The organism is Paenibacillus validus NBRC 15382 (assembly GCF_004000985.1).
Taxonomy (GTDB): domain Bacteria; phylum Bacillota; class Bacilli; order Paenibacillales; family NBRC-103111; genus Paenibacillus_G; species Paenibacillus_G validus.
In genome coordinates, this window is sequence record NZ_BIMH01000023.1 from 52,890 (window position 1) to 75,202 (window position 22,313).

The 22,313-nt window shown below is 49.3% G+C and carries 21 protein-coding genes; 18 read left to right on the forward strand and 3 right to left on the reverse strand.

Going from position 1 to position 22,313, the window contains the following annotated elements:
* Positions 1-65 precede the first annotated feature (65 nt).
* From PVA01S_RS15835 to PVA01S_RS15865, 7 genes are all read left to right on the forward strand, one after another.
* Positions 66-932: a branched-chain amino acid ABC transporter permease gene (locus tag PVA01S_RS15835; RefSeq protein ID WP_054799388.1), complete on the forward strand. Its 867-nt coding sequence runs from the start codon at positions 66-68 to the stop codon at positions 930-932.
* Positions 929-1,909, forward strand: coding sequence for a branched-chain amino acid ABC transporter permease (locus PVA01S_RS15840; protein WP_127608423.1), 981 nt, complete (start codon positions 929-931; stop codon positions 1,907-1,909). Before PVA01S_RS15835 ends, PVA01S_RS15840 begins: the two co-directional genes overlap by 4 nt.
* A 323-nt stretch (positions 1,910-2,232) precedes the next feature.
* Positions 2,233-3,111, forward strand: a complete 879-nt coding sequence (locus PVA01S_RS15845) for an AraC family transcriptional regulator (RefSeq protein WP_244932973.1) — start codon at positions 2,233-2,235, stop codon at positions 3,109-3,111.
* A gap of 31 nt (positions 3,112-3,142) precedes the next feature.
* Complete coding sequence (locus PVA01S_RS15850) at positions 3,143-4,447, forward strand: ABC transporter substrate-binding protein (protein ID WP_127608424.1); 1,305 nt, start codon at positions 3,143-3,145, stop codon at positions 4,445-4,447.
* A gap of 63 nt (positions 4,448-4,510) precedes the next feature.
* Positions 4,511-5,416, forward strand: a complete 906-nt coding sequence (locus PVA01S_RS15855; RefSeq protein ID WP_127608425.1) for a carbohydrate ABC transporter permease — start codon at positions 4,511-4,513, stop codon at positions 5,414-5,416.
* Between the two features lies 1 nt (position 5,417).
* Positions 5,418-6,239: a carbohydrate ABC transporter permease gene (locus PVA01S_RS15860; protein WP_127608426.1), complete on the forward strand. Its 822-nt coding sequence runs from the start codon at positions 5,418-5,420 to the stop codon at positions 6,237-6,239.
* 291 nt (positions 6,240-6,530) lie between these two features.
* A complete protein-coding gene (locus PVA01S_RS15865; protein WP_127608427.1) occupies positions 6,531-9,017 on the forward strand; it encodes a glycoside hydrolase family 31 protein in 2,487 nt (828 codons plus the stop codon).
* Positions 9,018-9,148: 131 nt separating this feature from the next.
* Here PVA01S_RS15865 and PVA01S_RS26695 read toward each other — a convergent pair whose 3' ends face one another.
* The 3 genes from PVA01S_RS26695 to PVA01S_RS15875 form a co-directional block, all read right to left on the reverse strand.
* Positions 9,149-9,298 (reverse strand): hypothetical protein, encoded by a 150-nt coding sequence (locus tag PVA01S_RS26695; protein ID WP_164751859.1) that lies wholly within the window; start codon positions 9,296-9,298, stop codon positions 9,149-9,151.
* 69 nt (positions 9,299-9,367) lie between these two features.
* Entirely contained in the window at positions 9,368-9,739 is a 372-nt protein-coding gene (locus tag PVA01S_RS15870; RefSeq protein ID WP_127608428.1) for a hypothetical protein, read from the reverse strand.
* Between the two features lie 157 nt (positions 9,740-9,896).
* Positions 9,897-10,376, reverse strand: a complete 480-nt coding sequence (locus PVA01S_RS15875) for a hypothetical protein (RefSeq protein WP_127608429.1) — start codon at positions 10,374-10,376, stop codon at positions 9,897-9,899.
* A 264-nt stretch (positions 10,377-10,640) separates the two neighbouring features.
* Here PVA01S_RS15875 and PVA01S_RS15880 point away from each other — a divergent pair, with 264 nt between their 5' ends.
* The 11 genes from PVA01S_RS15880 to PVA01S_RS15930 all read left to right on the forward strand — a co-directional run bounded on the left by PVA01S_RS15880 (position 10,641) and on the right by PVA01S_RS15930 (position 22,243).
* Complete coding sequence (locus PVA01S_RS15880) at positions 10,641-11,639, forward strand: LacI family DNA-binding transcriptional regulator (protein WP_127608430.1); 999 nt, start codon at positions 10,641-10,643, stop codon at positions 11,637-11,639.
* A 286-nt stretch (positions 11,640-11,925) separates the two neighbouring features.
* On the forward strand, positions 11,926-13,200 hold the full coding sequence (locus PVA01S_RS15885) for an ABC transporter substrate-binding protein (protein WP_127608431.1): 1,275 nt from the start codon (positions 11,926-11,928) through the stop codon (positions 13,198-13,200).
* Between the two features lie 68 nt (positions 13,201-13,268).
* Positions 13,269-14,144: a branched-chain amino acid ABC transporter permease gene (locus PVA01S_RS15890; RefSeq protein ID WP_127608432.1), complete on the forward strand. Its 876-nt coding sequence runs from the start codon at positions 13,269-13,271 to the stop codon at positions 14,142-14,144.
* A 13-nt stretch (positions 14,145-14,157) separates the two neighbouring features.
* Positions 14,158-15,186, forward strand: a complete 1,029-nt coding sequence (locus PVA01S_RS15895) for a branched-chain amino acid ABC transporter permease (protein WP_164751860.1) — start codon at positions 14,158-14,160, stop codon at positions 15,184-15,186.
* The gene (locus tag PVA01S_RS15900; RefSeq protein ID WP_127608434.1) at positions 15,173-15,895 is read left to right on the forward strand and encodes an ABC transporter ATP-binding protein; all 723 of its coding nucleotides are present in this window, start codon (positions 15,173-15,175) and stop codon (positions 15,893-15,895) included. Before PVA01S_RS15895 ends, PVA01S_RS15900 begins: the two co-directional genes overlap by 14 nt.
* Positions 15,888-16,592 (forward strand): ABC transporter ATP-binding protein, encoded by a 705-nt coding sequence (locus PVA01S_RS15905; protein WP_127608435.1) that lies wholly within the window; start codon positions 15,888-15,890, stop codon positions 16,590-16,592. The genes PVA01S_RS15900 and PVA01S_RS15905 overlap by 8 nt, the downstream gene beginning before the upstream one ends.
* A gap of 18 nt (positions 16,593-16,610) precedes the next feature.
* Positions 16,611-18,041 (forward strand): aldehyde dehydrogenase family protein, encoded by a 1,431-nt coding sequence (locus PVA01S_RS15910; RefSeq protein ID WP_127608443.1) that lies wholly within the window; start codon positions 16,611-16,613, stop codon positions 18,039-18,041.
* Between the two features lie 12 nt (positions 18,042-18,053).
* Positions 18,054-19,220 (forward strand): iron-containing alcohol dehydrogenase, encoded by a 1,167-nt coding sequence (locus PVA01S_RS15915; protein ID WP_127608436.1) that lies wholly within the window; start codon positions 18,054-18,056, stop codon positions 19,218-19,220.
* 54 nt (positions 19,221-19,274) lie between these two features.
* Positions 19,275-20,033 (forward strand): SDR family NAD(P)-dependent oxidoreductase, encoded by a 759-nt coding sequence (locus PVA01S_RS15920; protein WP_127608437.1) that lies wholly within the window; start codon positions 19,275-19,277, stop codon positions 20,031-20,033.
* Positions 20,034-20,050: 17 nt separating this feature from the next.
* Entirely contained in the window at positions 20,051-21,004 is a 954-nt protein-coding gene (locus PVA01S_RS15925) for a 3-hydroxyacyl-CoA dehydrogenase family protein (RefSeq protein ID WP_127608438.1), read from the forward strand.
* Positions 21,005-21,085: 81 nt separating this feature from the next.
* Positions 21,086-22,243, forward strand: coding sequence for an iron-containing alcohol dehydrogenase (locus PVA01S_RS15930; RefSeq protein WP_127608439.1), 1,158 nt, complete (start codon positions 21,086-21,088; stop codon positions 22,241-22,243).
* Positions 22,244-22,313: the final 70 nt, after the last annotated feature.

Consider the following 22,313-nt stretch of genomic DNA (forward strand, 5'->3'; position numbering starts at 1 on the left):
GGGCCGCCGATACGCTTCGGACGGGTCCGGCCAAACGAACATAGGCTTCGAACGGAGGGACTATATTGAATGAGCTTTTGCAGCAGTTGGCGAACGGGTTGGTCATGTCCAGCCTGTACCTGCTCCTTGCGTTAGGTTTGTCTTTGGTATTCGGGGTTCTGCATATTCCTCATTTTGCATTCGGGTCGGTCGCGGTGCTCGGCGGATATTTCGGCTTGGTGTTTATCAATCGGATGGGCTTTCCCATCTGGATATCCATCCTGCTGGCGATCGCGATTTCAACGGCAGCGGGCATTCTGCTGGAGCGGCTCCCGTACAAGAACGCGAATGAGCTGCCTCCCCTCAATATATTTATTATTTCACTGGGACTGATGACGTTCCTGAATAATACGATGCAGCTGATCTTCGGGCCGGACCAGTTCCAGGTCAAATTGGACGCGGGCGGCATGATCAAGCTTGGTCCCGTTATGCTTACCGAACTGCGCTTGATTCTGATCCTGACCGCAATCAGCATTACGGTGGCGACAGCCGTTATTTTGAAGAAGAGCAAGCTGGGCACAGCGATTCGTGCCGTCGCCGAGAACCGTGAAGCAGCCCTGCTGATGGGCATCAGCATCAAAGGCATATCGGCATTTGTATTTGGCTTTGCCTCGGCTGTAGGCGCCCTCGTCGGTATCTTGTATGGAGGATTGTATTCCCTGGTCCCGACCCGGGGCAACGATCTGATCTTTTTCGGTTTTGCGGCGCTCGTATTGGCCGGAATGGGCAACCTCATGGGAACGATCATATCCTGTTTGATTATCGGCATCTTCCAATCTCTGACCATCGGATACATTTCGAGCCATTATTCAACCGTAGCGGTTTTCGTGATGATCATTCTGGTTCTTGTGTTTAAGCCGATGGGGTTGTTTGCCAAGGAGGTCAGGCGATGAAAACGATCCTGAACCGCGGCTCCCTGCTGTCGATCGCCCTCGTCCTTCTGGCCGCCGTGATCCCTCTGTTCACCACGTCTTCTTATTACCAGGGCCTTTTCATATTAACGTTCATATGGATCGTGGTGAATCAGGGCTTAAACATTATTCTTGGATTTACAGGCTATACGTCGCTGGTGCAGGGCGGACTGTTCGGCGTCGGAGCCTATATAACGGCTATTTGCGCGACTACGTTCGGCATGAACGTTTGGTCCGCGGCACTGATCGCCATCGCGGGCAATGGTCTGATCGCTTTGACGCTTGCCTTAATTGTGTTTCGGACCAGCGGTCATTTCTTTGCGATTCTGACATTGTCGATGTCCCTTATTCTGGATGAGCTTTTTCATAATCTGGCCATTACCGGCGGGAATCTCGGAATCTCCGGAGTACCCGGCTTGTTCCCGAGCTCATGGCCGAGAGAGACCTACTATTATTTCGTGCTGGCGGTCATGCTGCTCGCAATCGCATTCGTAGCCTGGCTGCGCAAGTCGCGACTCGGTTACGGACTGCGCGGCATCGGCTCGAATGACAGGCTGGCGGCCAGCGTAGGCGTTCCGCTGTATGTGTACAAGACGGCTTCATTTGTATTGTCGGCTTTGTTTGCCGGCGTGGGCGGGGTTTTGTACGTCTATTTTACCGGGTTTGTCAGCCCGGCGCCCTTCAACGTCGCGGCATCGATGGCGTGTCTGCTTGCCGTTGTCATCGGCGGTTCGGGAACGCTGCTCGGCCCGGTATTGGGATCGATCCTGCTCGTGTTTTTACCGGCATGGCTGCAAAACTTCCAGGATTACCAGTTGACCATCTACGGCCTGGCCGTCATCTTAATCATCCGGTTTATGCCGAAAGGGCTGGTTGGGCTAGGGCGTTATTTCAAGCGGAATAAAGCGGTGCCGAAACCGGCAAAAACAGGCGGCGAGGAAATATCTCTGCAACGATAAGATACTGTTCGAACAGCAAAAAAACTTATGATCATGAGGTCATAAGTTTTTTTTATTTCTAAATCTTGAAATTGTAGTAGAAAGTTGAAAGCGCCCAGCCGGCCATATGGATCATTAAAAGCATGGCTAATACGGCTTCAATAGCGTTCCCTTTCAACTGGATTTGGATTGCGCGCAACGTTTAATAAATCTCACCTATTTTCAGCAATTCTGATTAAATTAACAGCAATATCCGTTATTTCAATGGCTGACATGTGTGGTATTATTGATCACGTAGCAGTCGTTTTATGTCGAATCAAATATACAAATAGTACTATTGAGGGGTGGTACTGATTTCTTTAATAATTCACACTCCGACGAATCTTGCTCTCCGAAGAAATGGAATTTATGTTCGAGCGGATCAAAGCGAATGGCAGTATAATTGGCCGGTTCATACGCATGAAGGCTTTGAAATTTATTATTTCATTCGCGGGAGCGCCAATTACATTATCGGTGAGGATATTTATGATTTGTCGCCAGGTGACATGCTGCTATTTCGCGGCAGCACGATTCATAGAGTGAATCCTGCGAAAGACGTTCCCTATGTCCGGAGTTATGTTAACTTTACGGAATTGTTTCTCAAGGAGCAATTACCGCCCGAGATGTATCAGAAATTGTTATCGTTGTTTGACGCCCCCGGCGGCTTGCTGATTCGCTGGACACTCGACGAGCAAGGTGAAATTGAGAGCGGTTTCCGACTTTTACAGCAAGAAATTGAACGCGAAGCGTTCGGATACGAAGTGATTCTGAAGACGTATCTTGCGCAATTGTTAATTAAGATTTACAGGAAGTCCAAGCATCTGGTCGAATTTTCGCCTACTGAACAGCCGTCCCATAGTCAGGCGAATGTAAGGCGAATTTTGCAGTACATTAACCAGCATTTCACAGAAAACATCACGCTGGCCGATCTTTCGAAAGCGCTCCATTTGAACAAATATTACATTTGTCATTCTTTTAAGGAAGTCACGGGATACACGGTTAACAATTATTTGATGAGCAAGCGGATTGAAGAGGCCAAGAAGCTGTTGCTGACGACGAATGAACCGGTTAGTGCTATCGCAGAAAAAATCGGCTTCAACACTTCGGTGCATTTCAGCCGTTCGTTTAAGCAGTATGCCGGAGTGTCGCCGCAAATTTTTCGAAAAGTAAGCGTTAGCAAATGACCATGTTGATTATAAGAGGGAGTTGATTGCAATGAGAAAAAGCTTCAAATTTGTATCGGTTACTCTGGTTTTGGTTATGTTAGCCTTGATGTCTCTTGCTTGCGGCAAGAAAGACGACGATCCTGCAGCTTCGGACGGCAAGAAAAATGCGACGCTTGATTTCGTATGGTTCTCGGATGGCGTCGAAGGCGGAGTCATGAAGGACATTATTAAAGATTACGAAGGAAAAAATCCGAACATTAAAATCAATTTAATTGAAATTGCTTACAAGGATTTATCGACCAAAATGAAGACGATGGTCGCCGGAGGAAAGCCGCCGGCACTTGCGCGGATCAGCACAACTGAGATCGGGGCGTTCTCCAATCAGGCGTTGGATCTCGCAACTTATGTCGGAGGCGTCGATAAATTTACAGAGCAATTTATCGATTCCATTAAACCTTACTACGTGGTCGACAATAAAGTTATTGCCGCTCCGATGGATGTGACGGCAAACGGATTGATTTATAACAAGACGCTTTTTGACAAAGCCGGAGTGAAGGTGCCTACTTCTCCCGATGCTGTATGGACTTGGGACGAATTCAGTGCAGCTTTGAAGCAGGTTATGGAAAAGGGCGGAGCCAAATACGGGATGGTATGGGACTTCACGCCACATCGCTGGTCCACGCTGCTGTACCAGTTCGGCGGCAGCATGATCAGTCAAGACGGCACGAAAGCAACGATTAACAATGAAGCGGGCGTTCAAGCGGCCGAATATTTCAAAAAGCTGCATAAGGATGGCGTCATGCCGATTTCCGTTTGGCTCGGCGGCGAAAACCCGAACAACCTATTCCGTTCCGGTACGGTAGCCGCACATTTGGCCGGAAACTGGATGGTCAGCAACTACAAAGACATTACCAACTTCGAGTGGGGCGTAACGTATATGCCGAAGGCGAAGCAGCGCTCCTCCGTTCCTGGCGGTAAATTCGTGATGGCCTTCAAAAACTCCGGTGTAGAGAAAGAAGCGGCGAGCTTCATCGAATACTTGTCCAGCAAGGAAGTGAACTCGAAATTTAATAAAGAATCTTTGTTCATGAGTCCGCGCAAAGACAGCAGCAAGCTGGATTATGCATTCGGCAAAGAGATGTTCGAAGTATTCGCTAACGAGTTGAATAACACGGCTCCAGCCGCAGCTGAAGATTGGTCCAAGCAAGGCATCGTTCCGAAATTCAGCAACGATTTGAAAAATAATTTGGTCGAGGTCATCACCGACAAATCAACGGCCAAAGAAGCTATGGATAAAACAGCTAAAGCGATCGACAAAGCCATTAGCGACGATAAGAAAGACGATAAAAAATAATAGGTTGAAGGCTGCTGCGATAGGCGGCAGCCTTTGATTTTTATTAGGAAAGGGGAAGCAATAATGTCAGCGCATGCTATGGATACCGGGATGAAGAAAAAGTCGCGGCCGAAAAAAAAGCTACAACTAGCTCCGTATTTATTTGTCTTGCCTAACTTTTTGATTTTTTCCGTGTTTATTGTGATCCCGACGCTTATCGGTTTTGTATATTCCTTTCACGAGTACGACGGGTTAAATCCGATGAGCTTTGTAGGTATCGATAACTACAAAGAAGTATTCGCCAATGAGGAGTTCTGGACGGCCCTGAGCAAGACCGCTTTGTATGCGGCCACTGTGGTGCCCGGTATTTATTGCTTATCATTGGCCGTAGCGATACTGCTTATTCAGCAAATTAAGCTTAGGGGTTTGTTCAGAGCCATTTTTTATTGGCCGACTATGATTTCATTCATCATTGTCGGTTTGACCTGGAAATGGATTTTCGGAGATTTCGGTATTTTAAATTATGTGTTAACCCTTGTCGGAGCGGAGCCGGTTCACTTTCTATCTGATCCGACTTATGCCAATCTGTCGGTTATTGTTGCGACCCTGTGGTCGCGGGTCGGGTTTTTCATGGTCATCTTCATGGCCGGATTGCAGGTCATCCCGAACGATTATTACGAAGCGGCGCATCTCGACGGCGCATCCAAGCTGCGTTCCTTCTGGAGCATCACGCTGCCTCTTTTGAAGCCAACGAGCCTGCTGGTCATCATGATTTCGTTAATCGACGCGTTTAAGGCGTATCCGCTGATGTTCGCTCTTACGGGCGGCGGTCCGGGAAGAGAGACGACATTTATCGTTCAATATATTTATGAGATCGGCTTCGCCAAGCAAGAGCTCGGTATGGCAAGCTCCATGTCGGTCGTATTGTTCGCGCTCATTGCCGTTTTTACCGTCGTGCAATTCAAGCTCTCCAAAGGAGGCGCAAACTAATATGGAAATGAAACCGCTGGTTAGAATATCGGTGTATACGCTGTTAATTGTTTTTGGATTGTTTTGGTTGTTTCCGGTACTTTGGGTCGTACTCTCGGCTTTCAAGACGAACACGGATCTGTATAGTTTTCCTCCGAGCCTTTTTCCGAAGACCGTGACGTTTGAACATTTCATTGATGCCTTTGATAAAGGGAACTTTGGGGCTTATTTCATCAACAGCACCATCGTCACCGTTTCTTCGACGCTGCTGCTGCTGCTTATCAATTCTATGGCTGGATTCGCCTTGGCCAAGTACCGATTTAAAGGCGATACGTTCCTCTTGGTCGGATTTATTTCCACCTTGATGATTCCTCTGGAAGTCATCATGATTCCGATTTTTAAGGTGATCAGTTTTCTCGGGCTGTACAACAATTTGCTCAGCATCATTATTCCTCCAGCGGCAACGCCAACAGGTGTGTTCCTGCTGAGACAATATTTGCTTTCCGTTCCGGATGAACTGCTGGAAGCGGCGCGGATAGACGGCGCATCCGAGTGGAGGATCTACTCGCGAATTATTTTGCCGGTCTGCAAGCCAATCCTGGCGGTACTGGCGATCTTCTCCTTCATGTGGCGTTGGGATGATTTCTTGTGGCCGCTGATCGGGATCAGTGATCCTTCCTTGTACACGATTCAACTCGCGCTTTCCAATTTCATCGGGGAGTTCAATGTGGATTGGGGCAGTTTGCTTGCGATGTCCGTAATTACGATGATACCGGTTCTTGTCGTGTTCCTGATGTTCCAGCGCTATTTTGTCAGCGGCATGGTAACTTCGGGGATGAAATAAAGGATCATGAATCATAACAACTTGACCGCCGCAGCTATGGAGGCTGTGGCTATTTTTTCTCGATAGCAAGGTGTATGGAACAAATAAGGGGAAGCGGCAATCAGGGGACAATATCGGTTAAATATATAGCAACAATTGCAAAGTAAAAAAACGAGGAAATGCTATGATGAATATAAGATCCCGGTTAATTCCGTTGGAACGAACTTGGTTGATCGTATAACAGAATGATTAACATGTATCGGATATTGTGGTGGATATCAAAATGGTTTGGTAGGGAAGGGGTAAGGAATTATGCTGGTAAGCAACACATTACTGCAGGTCATCGAAGGGCATAATTATTTGGATCTCATTACAAATGCAGCCAGATACCGAATTATTTTGATGAAAGACGAGGTGATTCGGATCCGGTGCTCCTTCGACGAACAATTCGTTGAAGAGGCTTCCTACGTTCTCGCGATGACGGCTTGGGAAGATAAATTGGACTCCATCGTCGACGGCCGGAAAAAAATAGAGGCGCTTCCCGTTAACTATCAAGATTCGGACACGCAATTCGTGCTATCAACGCAACAGTTGAACGTCATTATCCATAAACAGCCTTTTGCTATCGAAATTCAAGATAAACAGGGTACGGTGCTCCATGCGGATTTGAAGGAAAGATCCTATGTCAAAGACAAGCAAGGCCGGTTGTATCACTATTCGTGTATGAACGATGAGGACTATTTCTACGGCTTCGGCGAGAAGGCCGGCGCTTTGAACAAGAAAAAAAGAAGAATGCGTATGCACAATGTGGACACGCTCGGTTACGACTCCGAACATACGGACCCGTTGTACAAGCATATTCCCTTTTATATAAAGCTCAACGGCAAAACTCAGCAGGCGACCGGGCTATTCTACCACAATTCCTGCGATTCGGTCTTCGATATGGGCTGTGAGCGGAGCGGCTATTGGAACCCTTATTCGTATTTTTGTGCGGACGGCGGGGAACTGGACATCTTCTTTATGTATGGACCGGAAATAAAAGACGTCGTACGTCATTACACCGATTTAACCGGTAAAACGATTCTGCCTGCCAAGTATTCCCTCGGGTATATGGGTTCCACCATGTACTATACCGAGCTGGAGAAAGATTCCGACAAAGCGATTTTGAGCTTCCTGGACAAATGCAAGGAAGAAGGCATTCCGTGCGACGGGTTCTTCATGTCGTCCGGCTATACGACGGGTCAAGACGGAAAGCGCTATGTTTTCAATTGGAACAACGACAGGTTCCCGGATCCTAAGGCGTTTATCGGGGAGCTCATGCAGAAAGGCGCAGCGCTCGTGCCGAACATTAAGCCGGGTATGCTGACTACGCATCCGTTGTACAAGGAATTTGACGAAGCGGGAGCTTACGTAAAGGACCAGAACGGGGAAGGCCCGCAAACAGACCGCTATTGGGGCGGCCCGGCATCGTTCGTGGATTTTACGAATCCCGAAGGCAGAGCGCTGTGGAAGAAGCACCTGAAGGAATCCTTCATCTCACTCGGCGTCACTTCCATTTGGAATGATAACAACGAATATGAAATTAACAATGAGGACGCGTTATGCGATTTTGAAGGCGAAGGTAAACCGATCAGCGAGCTGCGTCCGATCATGCCGAACCTGATGGCCCAGATGGCCAAGGAGGCGATTGCCGAGGTCGAACCGAACATCAGGCCGTACATTGTGAACCGGGCGGGCTTCGCGGGCATCCAGCGGTTTGCCCAGACGTGGGCCGGAGACAACAGCACAAGCTGGAAGAGCCTGAAATTCAATATACCCGTTATTCTGGGCATGGGACTTTCGGGCGTGGCTAATCAAGGCTGCGATATCGGGGGGTTCTTCGGTCCGGCGCCGGAACCGGAGCTGTTCGTGCGCTGGGTGCAGAACGGTATTTTTCAGCCCAGGTTCTCCATTCATTCCTGCAATACCGACAATACCGTGACCGAGCCTTGGATGTACCCTTCTTATACGAAGTATATCCGTGAAGCCATCCAGCTTCGCTACAAGCTGGCGCCTTATTTCTACTCCCTGCTGTTCGAAGCTTCCACAGAAGGTTCGCCGGTTATGCGCCCGCTGGTTTATGAGTTCCAGCAGGATGCCCGGGTATGGGAAGAGAGCTTTGACTTCATGCTCGGACGCTCCATCCTGGTTGCGAACGTGCTGGAGGAACAGGCCAAGACGAGAAAAGTATACTTGCCGAAAGGCTGCGATTGGATCGAGTGGAACAGCAAAAAACGGTATGCGGGGGGACAAACGATTGAGTTTGACGTTACCCTGGCCTCCATTCCGATGTTCCTCCGGACCGGTGCGATTGTGCCGATGGCTGTCGGTCTGAATAACCTCCATCAAGACGTGATGGAAGAGCTGCGGCTGATCATTGAACCGTCGGAAGATGCGAGCTTCGTGCTGTATGAGGATGACGGGCTGACCAACGATTATCAGCGTGGAGCTTATCTGCAGACGACGATCCGCGTGAAAGCCGGCCAAGAAACCGTCATTTCGTTCTCAAACGAAGGTGAATATGACAGTACGCTGAAAACGTTGGTGATCGACTTGATTTGCAAAGAGATCGCTCCGGTTCAAGTGAAGCTGCAGGGCAGGAAGCTTGCCATGTTCCTGGATCCCAAGGAATGGAATGACCAAGCGGAAGGCTGGTACTACGATACGGAACAAAAAACGGCTAAAATTAAATATCCTCAGCTACAAACAGATTACGAGGTAAGCGTTCATTTTGACGTGAAGGATCTGATTTCCATTTAGCAGGATATGCCCTGATTCATAAGGGAAACAGGTGTTGAATCATGAAGAAACCGTTCTGTACAGAACGGTTTCTTCGCGATATCCCCAGGTGCCGTAACCTGCCCAGGTATCGTTCTCAGCAGCTTTGGAGACTACTCGTCAGCCGCTTCTCCGGCCAGTTTATCGATGATTTGCTCAACGGCTTCACTTAGGAGATCTGTAGGCGTGATGTCTTCCTGGTCAGCGGGTGTAGGAATACTGTTATTCGTGAAGTGTTCGAAGTAATCTTCTTTATTTTCCATGGATGAGCCTCCGGACTGCAGGATTACAAGTATGATTTGTTTACGGAGACCATCATATGCATAGAATTCCTATAAAAACTTGTTTTCGGTTTCTTTTCGTTTATCGAGACTTAATTTGATGAACAGCTGGGTCAATTCATTGGTGGGGTTGTCCAAGATAACATTTTGATTGTTCATATGAATGTGCTCTATAGACCAACTATGGAACAGAAGCTTTCCTTCCGTTTCAAGTCCCTCAAACGCAAAATCTCCTGCGTATTGATAAACACCTTGCTTATCTTTGAGAAGTATATCAAGACGTTTGGAGCTTATATGGATGCTCAGCAAAATATTATCGCCCATCTCGACAAGCATGGTGCCTCCGCGAACGCCCAAGCCAAGCTTGTACCAACGTCCGGATAACGACTCTGCAAGCGTAAAATCATCAGGGAAATCACTCATCAAGATCACCTTTTTGCATTTTTATTTAGAATACCACGAATTGAAAAGAGATATAAACAGGCAAGGGAATCTGAGTATGGATTTACATGCGGCATGCAGACAAGCCGCCTCCAACTTCCGGAAGCGGCTGCTATGAGTAATGGGGGATATATAGAATTTATTGCAGCTGGCTTTGACTGCTTTGTTGGGCTATAAGGTCTCTGGTCCAATCGATCATGCCATTCATCATATTCAAGATGAGGCTGATTACATCTTCATTGGTTAACGCCGATTTTTTTTGGTTGGTTGCGATATATTCTTGCATTTTCATTTCCAAAGCATCCGTTAAATCTTTGAGTTTTAAAAAATCGACTGCGATATCATTAATTTGCTGTCCGCTATTCGTGGCTGCGTCTTGATTACCGTTGCCGCTGCTTTGTTGGTTACCGCTGCTTTGTTTATCGCTTTGGCTGCTGCTGCTTTGATGATTCCCATTATTTTCGTTACTGCTTTGATTCGTGCCGTTGTTTTGATTATTTTTATTATTATTGGATTGATTTCGGATTAAATCTTTAATTTGTTGCAATTCCTGGGTTAATAATTGGTTTTGTTCGGTTAAGCCATCGATCTGTTCCTTGATTTCACGGTTGCTTATCATAAAAATCTCCTTGACCAAAGATTAATTTTAGTTGTATTGTAACCAACAAAATACGCATTATCCAAACCGGTTCCGGTTCCAATGCGTTGAATGGGGTTCTTAAAAATATTTTATAAAATGAGTAGACAAGAAACTAAATTTCGAATATACTCAACTTAAATGAATGCGCATTCATGGCATACATTGGAGAAGTAGATGGTTCTTCTTGTAGGGAAAGAGTAGATTTGGCTTCATTTTTGAATACGTATTCTTGGAGAAAAACTTATGGCGTCTTCTAACGATGTGGCTAAAAGGGCCGGAGTATCACAATCCACCGTTTCTCGTGTACTAAATGGCGCGGAAAGTGTAAATCCCAAGACGCGGCAGAAAGTTCTTCAAGCTATTGAAGAATTGCGATACCGTCCCAATTTGATTGCAAGAAGTCTAGTCACGAAAAGTACGAAGACCATTGCAATGGTGTCTGGTTCGATTTTGAATCCTTTTTTTGCAGAGACGACAGATTCGATTGTTCAGTATGCGAGCCAAAAAGGATACAACGTCACGGTTAGCTTTGATGAGGAGCTGACCTCGAACTGGCTTGAAACCGCTATCGGAAATTCGGTTGACGGCATTCTGTTGTCCTCGCTAAAACTGGATGACCCTGTCTTTGAAGATTTACAGCGTTCCGGCGTACCTTACATGCTCTACAACCGCAAGCCGCAAATCGGCGGAAACTATGTGGTGCAGGACAACGCCCTCGCTGGCGAGCTGGTCGCCAAGCATTTATTAGATCTGGGGCATTCGCGCATTGCGTATATTTCGAAGAGCGGCAATATTTCAACGTTTAAAGAACGATTCACCGGGTTTATTCAAGCCGTTAATAGCGAAGCGTTGACGGTCGATTCCGATCTTGTTTATTTTTTGGATTTTCCCGAAGTGGAAGTTGAGAAGGTCGTGTGGAAGTTAATGAACGGGCCCAAGCCTCCGACCGCAATCCTGTGCGCGAACGATGCCATTGCGCTGCAGTGCATGGATGCGCTGCTGTCAATAGGGCTTAACATTCCCGAGGATGTAAGCTTAGCGGGGATTGACAATATTAAAATTGCATCTCATCGCGCGATAAGATTGACAAGCGTCGGTCACGAGAAGTATCAAATGGGCGAGATTGCCGTGGAAAGTCTGATCAATATGATAGAGGGAATTGAAGACACGTCCACGCCCAAACAAATTGTGCTGAAGCCTGAACTGGTGGTGCGGAACACCACGTGTAAAGCTCGTTGTTGAACGGGAGTTTCTTTACAGGGATTCCCCTTCGCAAGTCTTTATGAATACGTATTCTATAAAGCGTTTACAACTGGCTGATGAATACGTGTTTTTTTAACCGGTTACAATATTCAACCCTAAACCGTCACTATTTAACGAATGGTTCATGGTAAAATAGTCTACTATTTTTGCTCGGCAAGCCATGTGCCTATTCAAACCGATTTGAATACGCATTCATTGAAACGGTTTCAAACGCCGTAAAGGCGAGAAACATAAAATCTTTTACTTTATTAAAGGGGGTTTTTGTATGAAGAAATTTTCTTTAATTACGATGAGCGCCATACTTGCCTTTGGTTTGACTGCTTGTGGAGGCGGGACCAAAGAAGCAGCCGGTGGCAGCGGTGGCTCAGGCGGTTCAAGCAGTGCCGGTGGAGCCGTTAAAATCGGCGTCATCCTTCCGCTTACCGGAGATGCAGCGCCGTTAGGGGATCAAAGTAAAAAAGCCATAGAAGTAGCCGTTGAAGAAATTAACGCAAAAGGCGGGATCAAGTCCCTGAACGGCGCGAAATTAGAGCTTGTTTTTGGCGATAGCCAAGGCAATCAGCAAGCGGCGGTTTCCGAGACGGTTCGTTTGATCGATAAGGAAAAGGTTGCTCTCATCACAGGAGCTTACCAATCCGGGATGACCTTGCCTGCTTCCCAGGAAGCGGAGAAGAAGAACAAGATTTGGTTCGCTTCGGTTCCATCGGACGATTCCATTACAACACGCGGCTTTAAGAATGTATTCCGGATCGCCGATACTTCCAAAATGCGCGTTACTACACAAATCAACTTCATGAACGACCTGAAAGCGAAAGGCACGGAAATCAAGACAGTCGCGCTCGTGTATGAGAACAGCTCCTGGGGACAAGGCGTAGCGAAGTACTGGAAAGAGGATTTGCCGAAGGCGGGCTATCAAGTCGTCCTCGACGAGCCGTACGACCGGAAAGCGACCGATTTAACGCCGGTAGCCAATAAGGTAAAAGGGGCAAACCCCGACGCTATTCTGATGGTTTCCTATGTACAAGATGCGACCCTGCTGGCCAAAGCGTTCAAGCAGCAAAAGGTAACGCCCAAAGCCTTTATTTCCACGGCGGGCGGAACAGCGGATATGCAGTTCGTGAAAAATGCCGGCGAGGATGCGCTCAACTGGTTTGATATTTCCGCCTGGGAGCCGGATGTGAACCGTCCTGGATCCAAAGAGCTGGACAAACTGTTTGTGGATAAATTCGGAGGACATCCGAGCGGCGAGCAAATTAAAGAATACGCAGGCATCTACACGATTGCGGATGCGCTGGAGCGTGCGAAATCGACGGATACGGAAGCGCTTCGCAAGGCGTTGAAAGAAACGAATCTGACAAGCGGTCCGACTCAAATTTACACGAAAACGATTCACTTTAATGAACAAAATACGCTGCCGGATCCAAGCTTAGTTATGGCTCAATTCCAGAAAGTAAACGGCAAGGTTGAACGTGTTACGGTTTATCCGCAAGCCGATGCCCGTCAAGGTTCCCAAATCATATATCCGTATAAAGCGGAGTAAGCAAGTAGAGAGGGGTGGGGTTCTGTTCCCCACTCTTCTCTTACCCAAGCGGTAAAGGAGGAGTATTCGTGAGTCAAGCGCTGGTTCATGGGATTTTAATGGGTTCGGTTTATGGGCTCATTGCCCTAGGTTTAACCTTGATTTTCGGCATTATGAAGGTAATTAACTTCGGTCACGGTTCGTTTTTGATGATTGCTATGTTCCTGTCTTATTTCGGGATTACTTCTCTTGGGCTGCATCCCTATGTATCCCTCCTGATTGTGGTTCCCGCTATGTTTCTCATCGGCTACGGGGTTAACAAGTTTTTGGTTCAACCCGTGCTGAATAAAGAAGCGGATGTGCGCGAGCCGGTTGGCGCCCTGCTGTTAACGGCTTCCGTTTCGATCGTATTGGATAATGGAATTCTTGCTACCTTCGGCGGCGATTATCGGACGATCAAAACCTCTTTTTCAGACGCCACCGTTACGTTCTTAGGGGTTACGAATGGTCTTTCCCGCGTCTATGCTTTTGTTCTTTGTATTATTGTGACGGCTATTTTCTATTGGATCATGAATAAAACGGAAATTGGCCGTCAGATTCGTGCAGTAGGACAAGACAGGAACGCAGCCAAATTAATGGGAATTAACATCGGAAAAACGTTCAATATTGCATTCGGTATGGGCATGGCGCTGCTTGGGACGGCTGGCGTAGCGTTGCTGCCGTTCAACCAGTTATATCCGACTATCGGCGGCTTGTTTGGCACAACGGCTTTCGTCACCGTCGTATTAGGGGGCCTGGGCAGCATTCCGGGAGCGATCATCGGCGGCTTGCTTATTGGCATCGTTGAATCCGTAGCCACCTTATATGTTGCTCAAACATTAGCGCCGGCATTCGTCCTGTTTGGGTTCTTGTTATTCTTAACGATTCGTCCGTCGGGGCTATTCGGCTCTCCACATGATTGGTAATAGGAGTGATATGATGAAGAAGTTTCTACCTATCATTATCGTCGGGCTCATCTTTGCAGCCGTGCCCCCGTTGTTAGGAAATGACGAATATTTATTGAAAAGCTGTGTCTTTATTCTTCTGAATGCGTATCTGGCTACCAGCTGGAACATTGTCGGCGGGTACGCGGGGCAATTGTCTTTCGGTCATGCGGCTTTCATGGCAATCGGCGGATACGTTTCCACGCTGTTGTTTATGAATACCGGCTTGAGTCCCTGGATCGGGATGCTGATCGGCGGTATCGTGGTTGCCATCATATCGGTATTAATCGGGATTCCGACATTTCGCTTCAAAGGCGCTTATTTCGCTATCGCGACGGTTGCCTTTTCCGGCGGCTTGCTCACGATTCTGAAATCGGTGCCCAAGATTGGTCCGATTGAGCTGGGCTCCTCCGAAGGATTGATCATTCCGCTCGTAACCGACGGCGGTATTGCAAGCTTTCAGTTTCTCTCCAGTGTGCCGTACTACTATATCATTCTCGCTTTTACCGCGATTGTTCTTTTCGTATCCTGGTATATTGAGCGGTCGAAGCTCGGATTTTACTTGACGGCCATCCGTGAGGATGAAGAAGCGGCCAAAGCACTGGGCATTAATACGGCAAGAGTAAAGCTGTACGCCGCAGCGATCAGCGGATTTTTCACCGCTATCGGAGGTACGTTCTTCGGTCAGCTGATGGGGATCTTGCAGCCGGATACGGTTGCAGGTGCGGAAATGTCCGCTCATATGGTGTTCAACGCCATCGTAGGCGGAATCGGAACGGTGTTCGGACCGTTCATTGGTGCGATATTGCTTGGGACCGTGGGCGAAGTGTCGCGCGTGTACCTTGGAGATGGAATTCCAGGGCTTCATCTGGTCATCTACGGCATTATCGTCACGATCGTTATTGTATTCTGGCCTAAAGGAATCGTGGAGCCGCTGCAAAACTTCCTTTCCAAAAAACTGTCATTCAAAAAGAAAGTGGCGATGGGCGTAAAAGAGGGGAGGAACCAGGATGGCCGTGCTTGAGATCCAAAATTTAAATAAAAGCTTTGGCGGATTAACGGTAACCAAAAATTTATCGATCAGTGTGCAGGAAGGTCAAATTTTCGGGGTTATCGGGCCCAATGGCGCCGGTAAATCGACTCTCTTCAATCAAATCTCCGGATATATCCGTCCGGATTCCGGAAGCATTGTGTTTAATGACAAAAATATTGTGGGAAAACCCCCGTACGAGCTGTGCCGCGAAGGGATCGGAAGAACGTTCCAGATCGTGAAGCCGTTCGGTTCGAAGACGGTGCTATATAATGTGGCCGTAGGCGCGTTTGCAAGAACGAACAGCAGGAGCGAAGCGCTGCAAAAGGCGGAAGAAGTCGTCAAGCTGGTCGGCTTGGAGAGCCGGAAAGACTTATTGGCCAAAAACTTGACGATTGTCGACCGCAAACGCTTGGAAGTCGCAAAAGCGCTTGCGACCCAGCCTAAGTTGATACTGCTGGATGAGGTGCTGGCAGGACTGACGCCAAGCGAAGTAGATGAAGCGGTGGAATTAATTAGACGCATTCAACAATCAGGGGTCACGGTTCTCATGATCGAGCATGTCATGAGAGCGGTCATGGCCTTGTGCGAGCGTGTGCTTGTCATCAGCTACGGCGAACCGATCGCCGAAGGAACGCCGCAAGAGGTTACGCAAAATCCACAGGTTATTTCAGCGTATCTGGGGGATGATCATCATGCTTAAAGTGAAAAATCTGAGTGTACATTACGGCGGCATGCAGGCTCTGGCGAACGTCAATATCCAGGTTAACGAAGGGGAAATCGTCAGCATCGTCGGCTCCAATGGCGCCGGTAAATCCACCACCATTAATGCAATATCCGGACTTCGCAAATTAACGAGCGGAACCATCGAGTTTATGGGTAAAGACGCAACGGCGGTAGAGGCCCATGATCGGGTGCCGATGGGCATCGTTCAAGTGCCGGAAGGCCGAAAGCTGTTTCCGATCATGACCGTGGAAGAAAATCTGCTGCTCGGCTCCTCCCATCCGGAAGCACGAAAAGTTAGAAATGAAACCTTGAAGGAAGTATACAAGCTGCTTCCGCGCCTGGAGGAAAGAAAGAAGCAAATTTCCAAAACCCTCTCGGGCGGGGAGCAGCAAATGGTAGCCATCGGCAGAGCCTTGATGAGCAGACCGAAGCTGCTTATGTTCGATGAGCCTTCGCTGGGCCTGTCTCCTCTGCTGGTTCAAAATCTGTTCAGTCTCATTAGACAGATCAGCAGTCAAGGCATTACGATTATGCTGGTTGAACAGAACGTGAAGCAAACCTTGCAAATTGTAGACCGCTGTTATGTGCTGGAGAATGGATCCATAAGCTTGGAAGGAACCGGACAAGAGCTGCTGCACAACGATCACGTGAAGAAAGCATTCCTGGGTATGTAGGAGGAGGAGATGAGAGAGATGCATATCGGATCATTAATTAATGGCATCGAAGTACGGGGAGAGGGACGCGAAGAGCACGAAATCAGAAGCCCTTATAACGGCGAGGTTGTAGGCGTCGTGGAATACGGTACGCGCGAGGATATCGAGCAAGCGGTTCAAACGGCTTACCGCGTATTCCATGAAACGATGAAGAAGATGCCGGCCTACCGGCGCTCGGAGATTTTACGAAAAGCAGCGGATAGCCTGGAAGCTCAGGCGGAAGATTTTGCAAGGCTGCTCATGGCGGAAGCGGGCAAACCGATTCGCGACGCCCGGGGAGAAGTAGGGCGCGCCATTCAAGTGATACGTTTTGCGTCGGAAGAGGCCAAAGCCAATGACGGCGAGCTTATTAAGATGGACAGCGCCATCGGCGGAGAAAATCGGATCGGCTTTGCCAAAAGGTATCCGGTTGGCGTTGTTGCGGCAATTACGCCCTTCAATTTCCCGCTTAATCTCGTGCTTCATAAATTGGCGACGGCCTTTGCCGCAGGCTGCACCGTCGTGTTAAAGCCGGCGGAGAAAACGCCGCTGTCTGCGATGAAGCTAGCCAGATTGCTGGAGGAAGCCGGTTACCCCAAAGGGGCCTTGAACGTCGTCAATGGCACCGGGGTTGACTTGGTCGAGCCGCTTGTCACGCATCCGCTGGTCAAAAAAGTAACCTTTACGGGAAGCGGCCCGGTAGGATGGAAAATTAAAGAGATGGCAGGTCCGCGTAAAGTAACGCTGGAGCTCGGCTCCAATTCGCCTAATCTTATTTTCAATGACGCCAACTTGGACATTGCCGTAGAAAGCATTCTCAAAGGCGGATTTACGTTTGCAGGTCAAGCCTGCATTTCGGTGCAACGGGTGTATGTCCAGAAGGACGTGTACCAGCCTCTATTGGACCGGCTTGTTCCTAAAGTAGCCAGCCTCAGAATCGGAGATCCCGCCCTGGAATCGACGGATATCGGACCGATGATCACGGAGCAGGCCGCCATTCGAGCGGAGGAATGGATCCGCGAAGCGGCTTCGGAAGGAGCGACTATTCTTGTTGGCGGGGAAAGAAACGGAAATATCGTCTCCCCAACCATAATTACCGATACCAAGCATCATATGAAAGTCGTTTGCCAAGAAGTGTTCGCTCCGCTCATTACGGTGATTCCGTTTGAAACGGAAGAGGAAGTCATCGCCGCAGCGAACGATTCGGACTACGGTCTCCAGGCAGGGGTGTTTACCTCGGATATTAACCGGGCGTTCCGCATCGCTGAACTGCTGGAAACCGGCGGCGTATGGATTAATGAAGTATCGACGGTCCGCACCGATCATATTCCGTACGGCGGAGTGAAATTGAGCGGACTTGGCAAGGAAGGCGTCAAATATGCGATTGAGGACATGACCGAAACGAAATTTATCGGAGTCCGCTTACTTTAAGGGGGAAGCAGCATGAGTGTATCTTCTATTTTCCGAATGCCGAACGTGCTACTAACAGGAACCGGGTCTGTACAGCAAGTCGGAGTCCAGGCTGTCAAATTGGGAGCTCGCAAAGTACTGGTCATTACCGATAAAGTATTGAACCAAACCGGATTGGTCAAGCAAGTGACCGATCCGTTAGAAGCCGAGAATATTCAAGTCGATATTATCGACGAAGTCGTTCCCGAGCCTCCGTTTGAAAATCTCGAGCAAATTGCGCGCGGCATTCGCGATCAAGGCTATGACGTGTTCGTCGGAATCGGCGGGGGAAGCGCATTAGATGTCACCAAAGCCTTGGCCATTATGATGACCAACCCGGGCGATGTACGGGAATTGGTCGGCATCGAGAAGGTGCGGAACAAAGGCATTCCTTTTATTTTAATCCCGACGACAGCAGGAACGGGCTCTGAAGTGACGTACAACGCCATTTTTACGGATATTCGGGATAACGTGAAAAAAGGGATTGTAAGTCCCTATCTTCTCCCGGATGTTGCAATCGTAGACGCAGCCTTGACGGTCTCCGTACCGCCTGCGGTAACGGCGGCTACGGGTATGGATGCATTAGTCCACGCTGTGGAATCCTACACGGCCCAGCGCGCATCGGAGTTGACGGACGGCATTGCGCTTCATGCGATTCAATTAATATCGCGCTCCATTCGTACTGCCGTATATAACGGCAAGAACATTCAAGCCCGCGAGGATATGGCGATGGGCAGTTTAATGGCCGGCATCTCCCTCGGCAATGCGGGAGTAGGAGCGGTTCATGCGTTAGCTTACCCGTTGGGCGGCAAATTTAAAGTTCCGCATGGCGTGGCGAATTCATTGCTGTTGCCTTATGTGATGAAATATAATGTGCTCGCCAATCTGGAAAAGTTTGCACAGGTAGCCAAGGCATTGGGAGAGAACACGGAAGGACTTTCTTTGCGCGATACAGCGGAAACAGCGGTTCATGCCCTGGCCAGATTGTCACGGGATGTCGGGATTCCATCCACATTGCGGGACGTTGGCGTAACGGAAGACGATATTCCCGCTTTGGCTGAAGAAGCCAGCAAAATTGACCGCCTGTTAAATAATAATCCACGTTGGCTCACGGTGAAAGAAATCGAAGCGATCTACCGGGATGCTTACGAAGGGCAGTAACCCCAAACAGGCGTCTGCGGCGCCTGTTTTATTTTTGATACGGTGGGTGAAAGCATGAACTTTGACAGCCTGCAAGGAAAAATTGTGATCGTGACGGGCGGGAACAAGGGGATCGGGAAAGACATCGCGCTATCGTTCGCTAAATTGGGCGCCCGTGTGATCATTACGGGGAGAGACGTAACTGCTTTGAACCAGACTTGCCGGGAGCTTCAACTGCACGCGCCGCAAAGCCTCGCCATGGCATGCGATATGCAGAAAGTGAGCGACATCCGGCAATTGGGCGATACGGCCTTGGAACGGTTCGGTCGGATCGATATATGGGTCAATAATGCAGGGATTAATATTGCGAAGCCTGCCCTGGAAGTGACCGAAGAAGATTGGGACCGGGTGCTGGATACGAACCTGAAAGGCACTTTTTTTGCTTGCCAGCGCGCAGGGGAGGTCATGCTTAAACAAGGGGGAGGCCGAATAATCAATATCGCCTCCCAAATGGCTTTTGTCGGCTATTTCAACCGGGCGGCGTACTGCTCGAGCAAAGGCGGGGTGGTGCAGCTGACCCGCGCTCTTGCGGTTGAATGGGCTTCCCAGGGTGTGCTCGTCAATGCCGTAGCGCCTACCTTTATTGAGACCGAGCTTACCGCCAAGATGCTCACCGATACATCGTTTATGGAGGATGTCCTGCGCCGCATCCCGCTCGGACGGATGGCGAGGCCTCAGGATGTAACGGGAGCCGTCCTTTATCTGGCTTCCGATCTGGCCGGCTCCGTCACGGGAGAAACGATCCGCGTCGATGGCGGCTGGACGGCGATATAAGGAAGGGGGAGAGGGCTATGCGCGAACAGTTGGCTGTGATCGGCGCAGGTCCGATGGGGCATTCGATTGCTTTGACCGCGGCTTGGGCCGGGATGCCTGTACAGGTTTGGGCAGCCGATTTGCACGATTTGAATAAAGGGAAGGCCGGCATTGAGGAGAAGCTTGCCATTCTGCGGGACAATCAATTAATCACAGACGACGAGCAAATCGAAATCGAACAGCGCATTCGCTTCACGACTGCTTTGGAAGCTTGTCTCTCCGGCGCCACCTTTGTGATAGAAGCGATTCCGGAGAATTTGCCGCTGAAGCAGATCTGGTTTGAAAAGCTCGATCGTTTATGCGGGGAGGACGTCATTCTCGCCAGCAATACGTCGGGGTTAAGTCCGACGGACATCGCATGGAAAGCCCGCTATAAGCATCGTATTCTAGTGACGCACTTTTGGAATCCCGCTCACCTCATCCCTCTCGTGGAAGTCGTTCGCGGTGCGGAGACATCGGATGAAGCGGCCCAGCGCGCGATGAATCTGTTGAATCACATGGACAAAAAACCTGTCGAGCTCAAAAAAGATGTGCTGGGTTCGATCGTGAACCGTCTGCAATACGCGCTGTTCCGTGAAGCTCAATATATAGCGGAGATGGGTGTTGCAACCATAGAGGATATCGATACGGCCGTTAAATACAGCATCGGAAGGAGACTCCCGGTTACAGGTCCGTTCATGACGGCCGATATGGGAGGGCTTGATGTATTTGATTCGATTTCCGGTTATTTGTTCCCCGATTTGAGCACGCATTCCGCATCGTTGCCGGCGATGCGCGCGCTCGTCGACAGCGGCAGCTACGGACAAAAAAACGGAAAAGGCTTTTATGAATGGACGCCGGCGTTCTCCCGGCAGATGAACCGGGAGCGAGAGCAGGAATTGATGGATTGGCTGAAAAAGGACAGGAGGAACCGAACGCCTGAAACGACCTGATACAGCTTAATTCGGCAAAGGCTCCGGGGATTTGGCGTCACCGAGATGAAAGAGATGATCTTCAATAAAGGAGTGTGCAGGATGAGTACATTTATTTCTCCCGTAAAAATTCATTTCGGAGAAGGTTGTGTCCGAAAAATTAGCGACGAATGCCAAGCGTTAGGAGTCCGTCGCGTGATCGTTTTCGCAGACCCGTTTCTCGTTACGTCAGGTGCCATAAGCAAAGTAGAACACATTCTGTCTGAGCATGGCATCGAATATTCGGTCTACGACCAAATCGTGCCCGAACCTCCGGTCGCTATCGGCGATCAAGCGGTCGATGCGGTCAGAAACTCCGGAGCGGAGCTGGTGATCGCGGTCGGAGGGGGCAGCGCGCTGGATATCGCCAAGGCCGCTGCGGTGCTTGCGACACATGAGGGCAGCATAGCGGATTATTTAAATTTGACCGGCACCAAGAAGCTGCAGCATAAGGGGCTTCCGAAAATCCTGATCCCGACAACATCAGGGACAGGGTCTGAGGTAACGGATATCGCCGTCTTTAACCTGGAGTCAACCAAGGACGTCATTACCCACAACTACCTGCTGGCGGATGTCGCGATTGTAGACCCAGAATTCACGTACAGCGTTCCACCCCGTGTAACGGCTGCCACTGGCGTAGATGCCTTCACTCACGCGCTTGAAGCTTATACGTCGATCCAATCCTCTACGCTCACGGATGCGCTGGCGTTGGAAGCGATGGATTTGATCGCCAAAAATCTTCGCAAAGCGGTATGGCAAGGCCACGATCAAGAGGCAAGAAGAGCTATGTCCTGGGGGAGTATGCTGGCGGGAATGGCCTTCTTCAATGCAGGGACGGCCGGCGTTCATGCGCTGGCTTACCCGCTCGGCGGATTATTCCATATTTCACACGGGGAATCGAACGCTCTCATGCTGCCTTATGTGTATGAATTTATTCTTCCCTCCTGCCTGGAGAAGATGGAGAAGGTTGCCTTCGTTATAGGGGTAGGACGCAAAGAGGCATCCACTCGGGACAATGCGCTCGCCGCGCTTCAGGCGATTCGCGACCTGACTCAAGATGTCGGCATCCCGTCCTCCCTTCAGGCCTATGGCATTGAAGAGAAGGATATCGAGCTGCTGGCCCAGGACGGAGCCAAGCAAACACGCTTGCTGCAGCGGAGTCCCAAAGCCTTAACTTTAGACGATATTCGTCATGTTTACCGCAGAGCGCTTCAAGGATAGGAGCACGTCGAAGGGCGTGGCAGGCCGAAATGTGACGCTTGAATAAGACGCCAGACGCTAGGGGAATTTG

Bases quoted from the DNA above. Each gene is read 5' to 3' on its own strand.
- PVA01S_RS15840 (WP_127608423.1), top strand. From the start codon at position 929: ATGAAAACGATCCTGAACCGCGGCTCCCTGCTGTCGATCGCCCTCGTC.
- PVA01S_RS15850 (WP_127608424.1), top strand. From the start codon at position 3,143: ATGAGAAAAAGCTTCAAATTTGTATCGGTTACTCTGGTTTTGGTTATG.
- PVA01S_RS15855 (WP_127608425.1), top strand. From the start codon at position 4,511: ATGTCAGCGCATGCTATGGATACCGGGATGAAGAAAAAGTCGCGGCCG.
- PVA01S_RS15860 (WP_127608426.1), top strand. From the start codon at position 5,418: ATGGAAATGAAACCGCTGGTTAGAATATCGGTGTATACGCTGTTAATT.
- PVA01S_RS15865 (WP_127608427.1), top strand. From the start codon at position 6,531: ATGCTGGTAAGCAACACATTACTGCAGGTCATCGAAGGGCATAATTAT.
- PVA01S_RS26695 (WP_164751859.1), bottom strand. From the start codon at position 9,298: ATGGAAAATAAAGAAGATTACTTCGAACACTTCACGAATAACAGTATT.
- PVA01S_RS15870 (WP_127608428.1), bottom strand. From the start codon at position 9,739: ATGAGTGATTTCCCTGATGATTTTACGCTTGCAGAGTCGTTATCCGGA.
- PVA01S_RS15875 (WP_127608429.1), bottom strand. From the start codon at position 10,376: ATGATAAGCAACCGTGAAATCAAGGAACAGATCGATGGCTTAACCGAA.
- PVA01S_RS15880 (WP_127608430.1), top strand. From the start codon at position 10,641: ATGGCGTCTTCTAACGATGTGGCTAAAAGGGCCGGAGTATCACAATCC.
- PVA01S_RS15885 (WP_127608431.1), top strand. From the start codon at position 11,926: ATGAAGAAATTTTCTTTAATTACGATGAGCGCCATACTTGCCTTTGGT.
- PVA01S_RS15895 (WP_164751860.1), top strand. From the start codon at position 14,158: ATGAAGAAGTTTCTACCTATCATTATCGTCGGGCTCATCTTTGCAGCC.
- PVA01S_RS15900 (WP_127608434.1), top strand. From the start codon at position 15,173: ATGGCCGTGCTTGAGATCCAAAATTTAAATAAAAGCTTTGGCGGATTA.
- PVA01S_RS15905 (WP_127608435.1), top strand. From the start codon at position 15,888: ATGCTTAAAGTGAAAAATCTGAGTGTACATTACGGCGGCATGCAGGCT.
- PVA01S_RS15910 (WP_127608443.1), top strand. From the start codon at position 16,611: ATGCATATCGGATCATTAATTAATGGCATCGAAGTACGGGGAGAGGGA.
- PVA01S_RS15915 (WP_127608436.1), top strand. From the start codon at position 18,054: ATGAGTGTATCTTCTATTTTCCGAATGCCGAACGTGCTACTAACAGGA.
- PVA01S_RS15920 (WP_127608437.1), top strand. From the start codon at position 19,275: ATGAACTTTGACAGCCTGCAAGGAAAAATTGTGATCGTGACGGGCGGG.
- PVA01S_RS15925 (WP_127608438.1), top strand. From the start codon at position 20,051: ATGCGCGAACAGTTGGCTGTGATCGGCGCAGGTCCGATGGGGCATTCG.
- PVA01S_RS15930 (WP_127608439.1), top strand. From the start codon at position 21,086: ATGAGTACATTTATTTCTCCCGTAAAAATTCATTTCGGAGAAGGTTGT.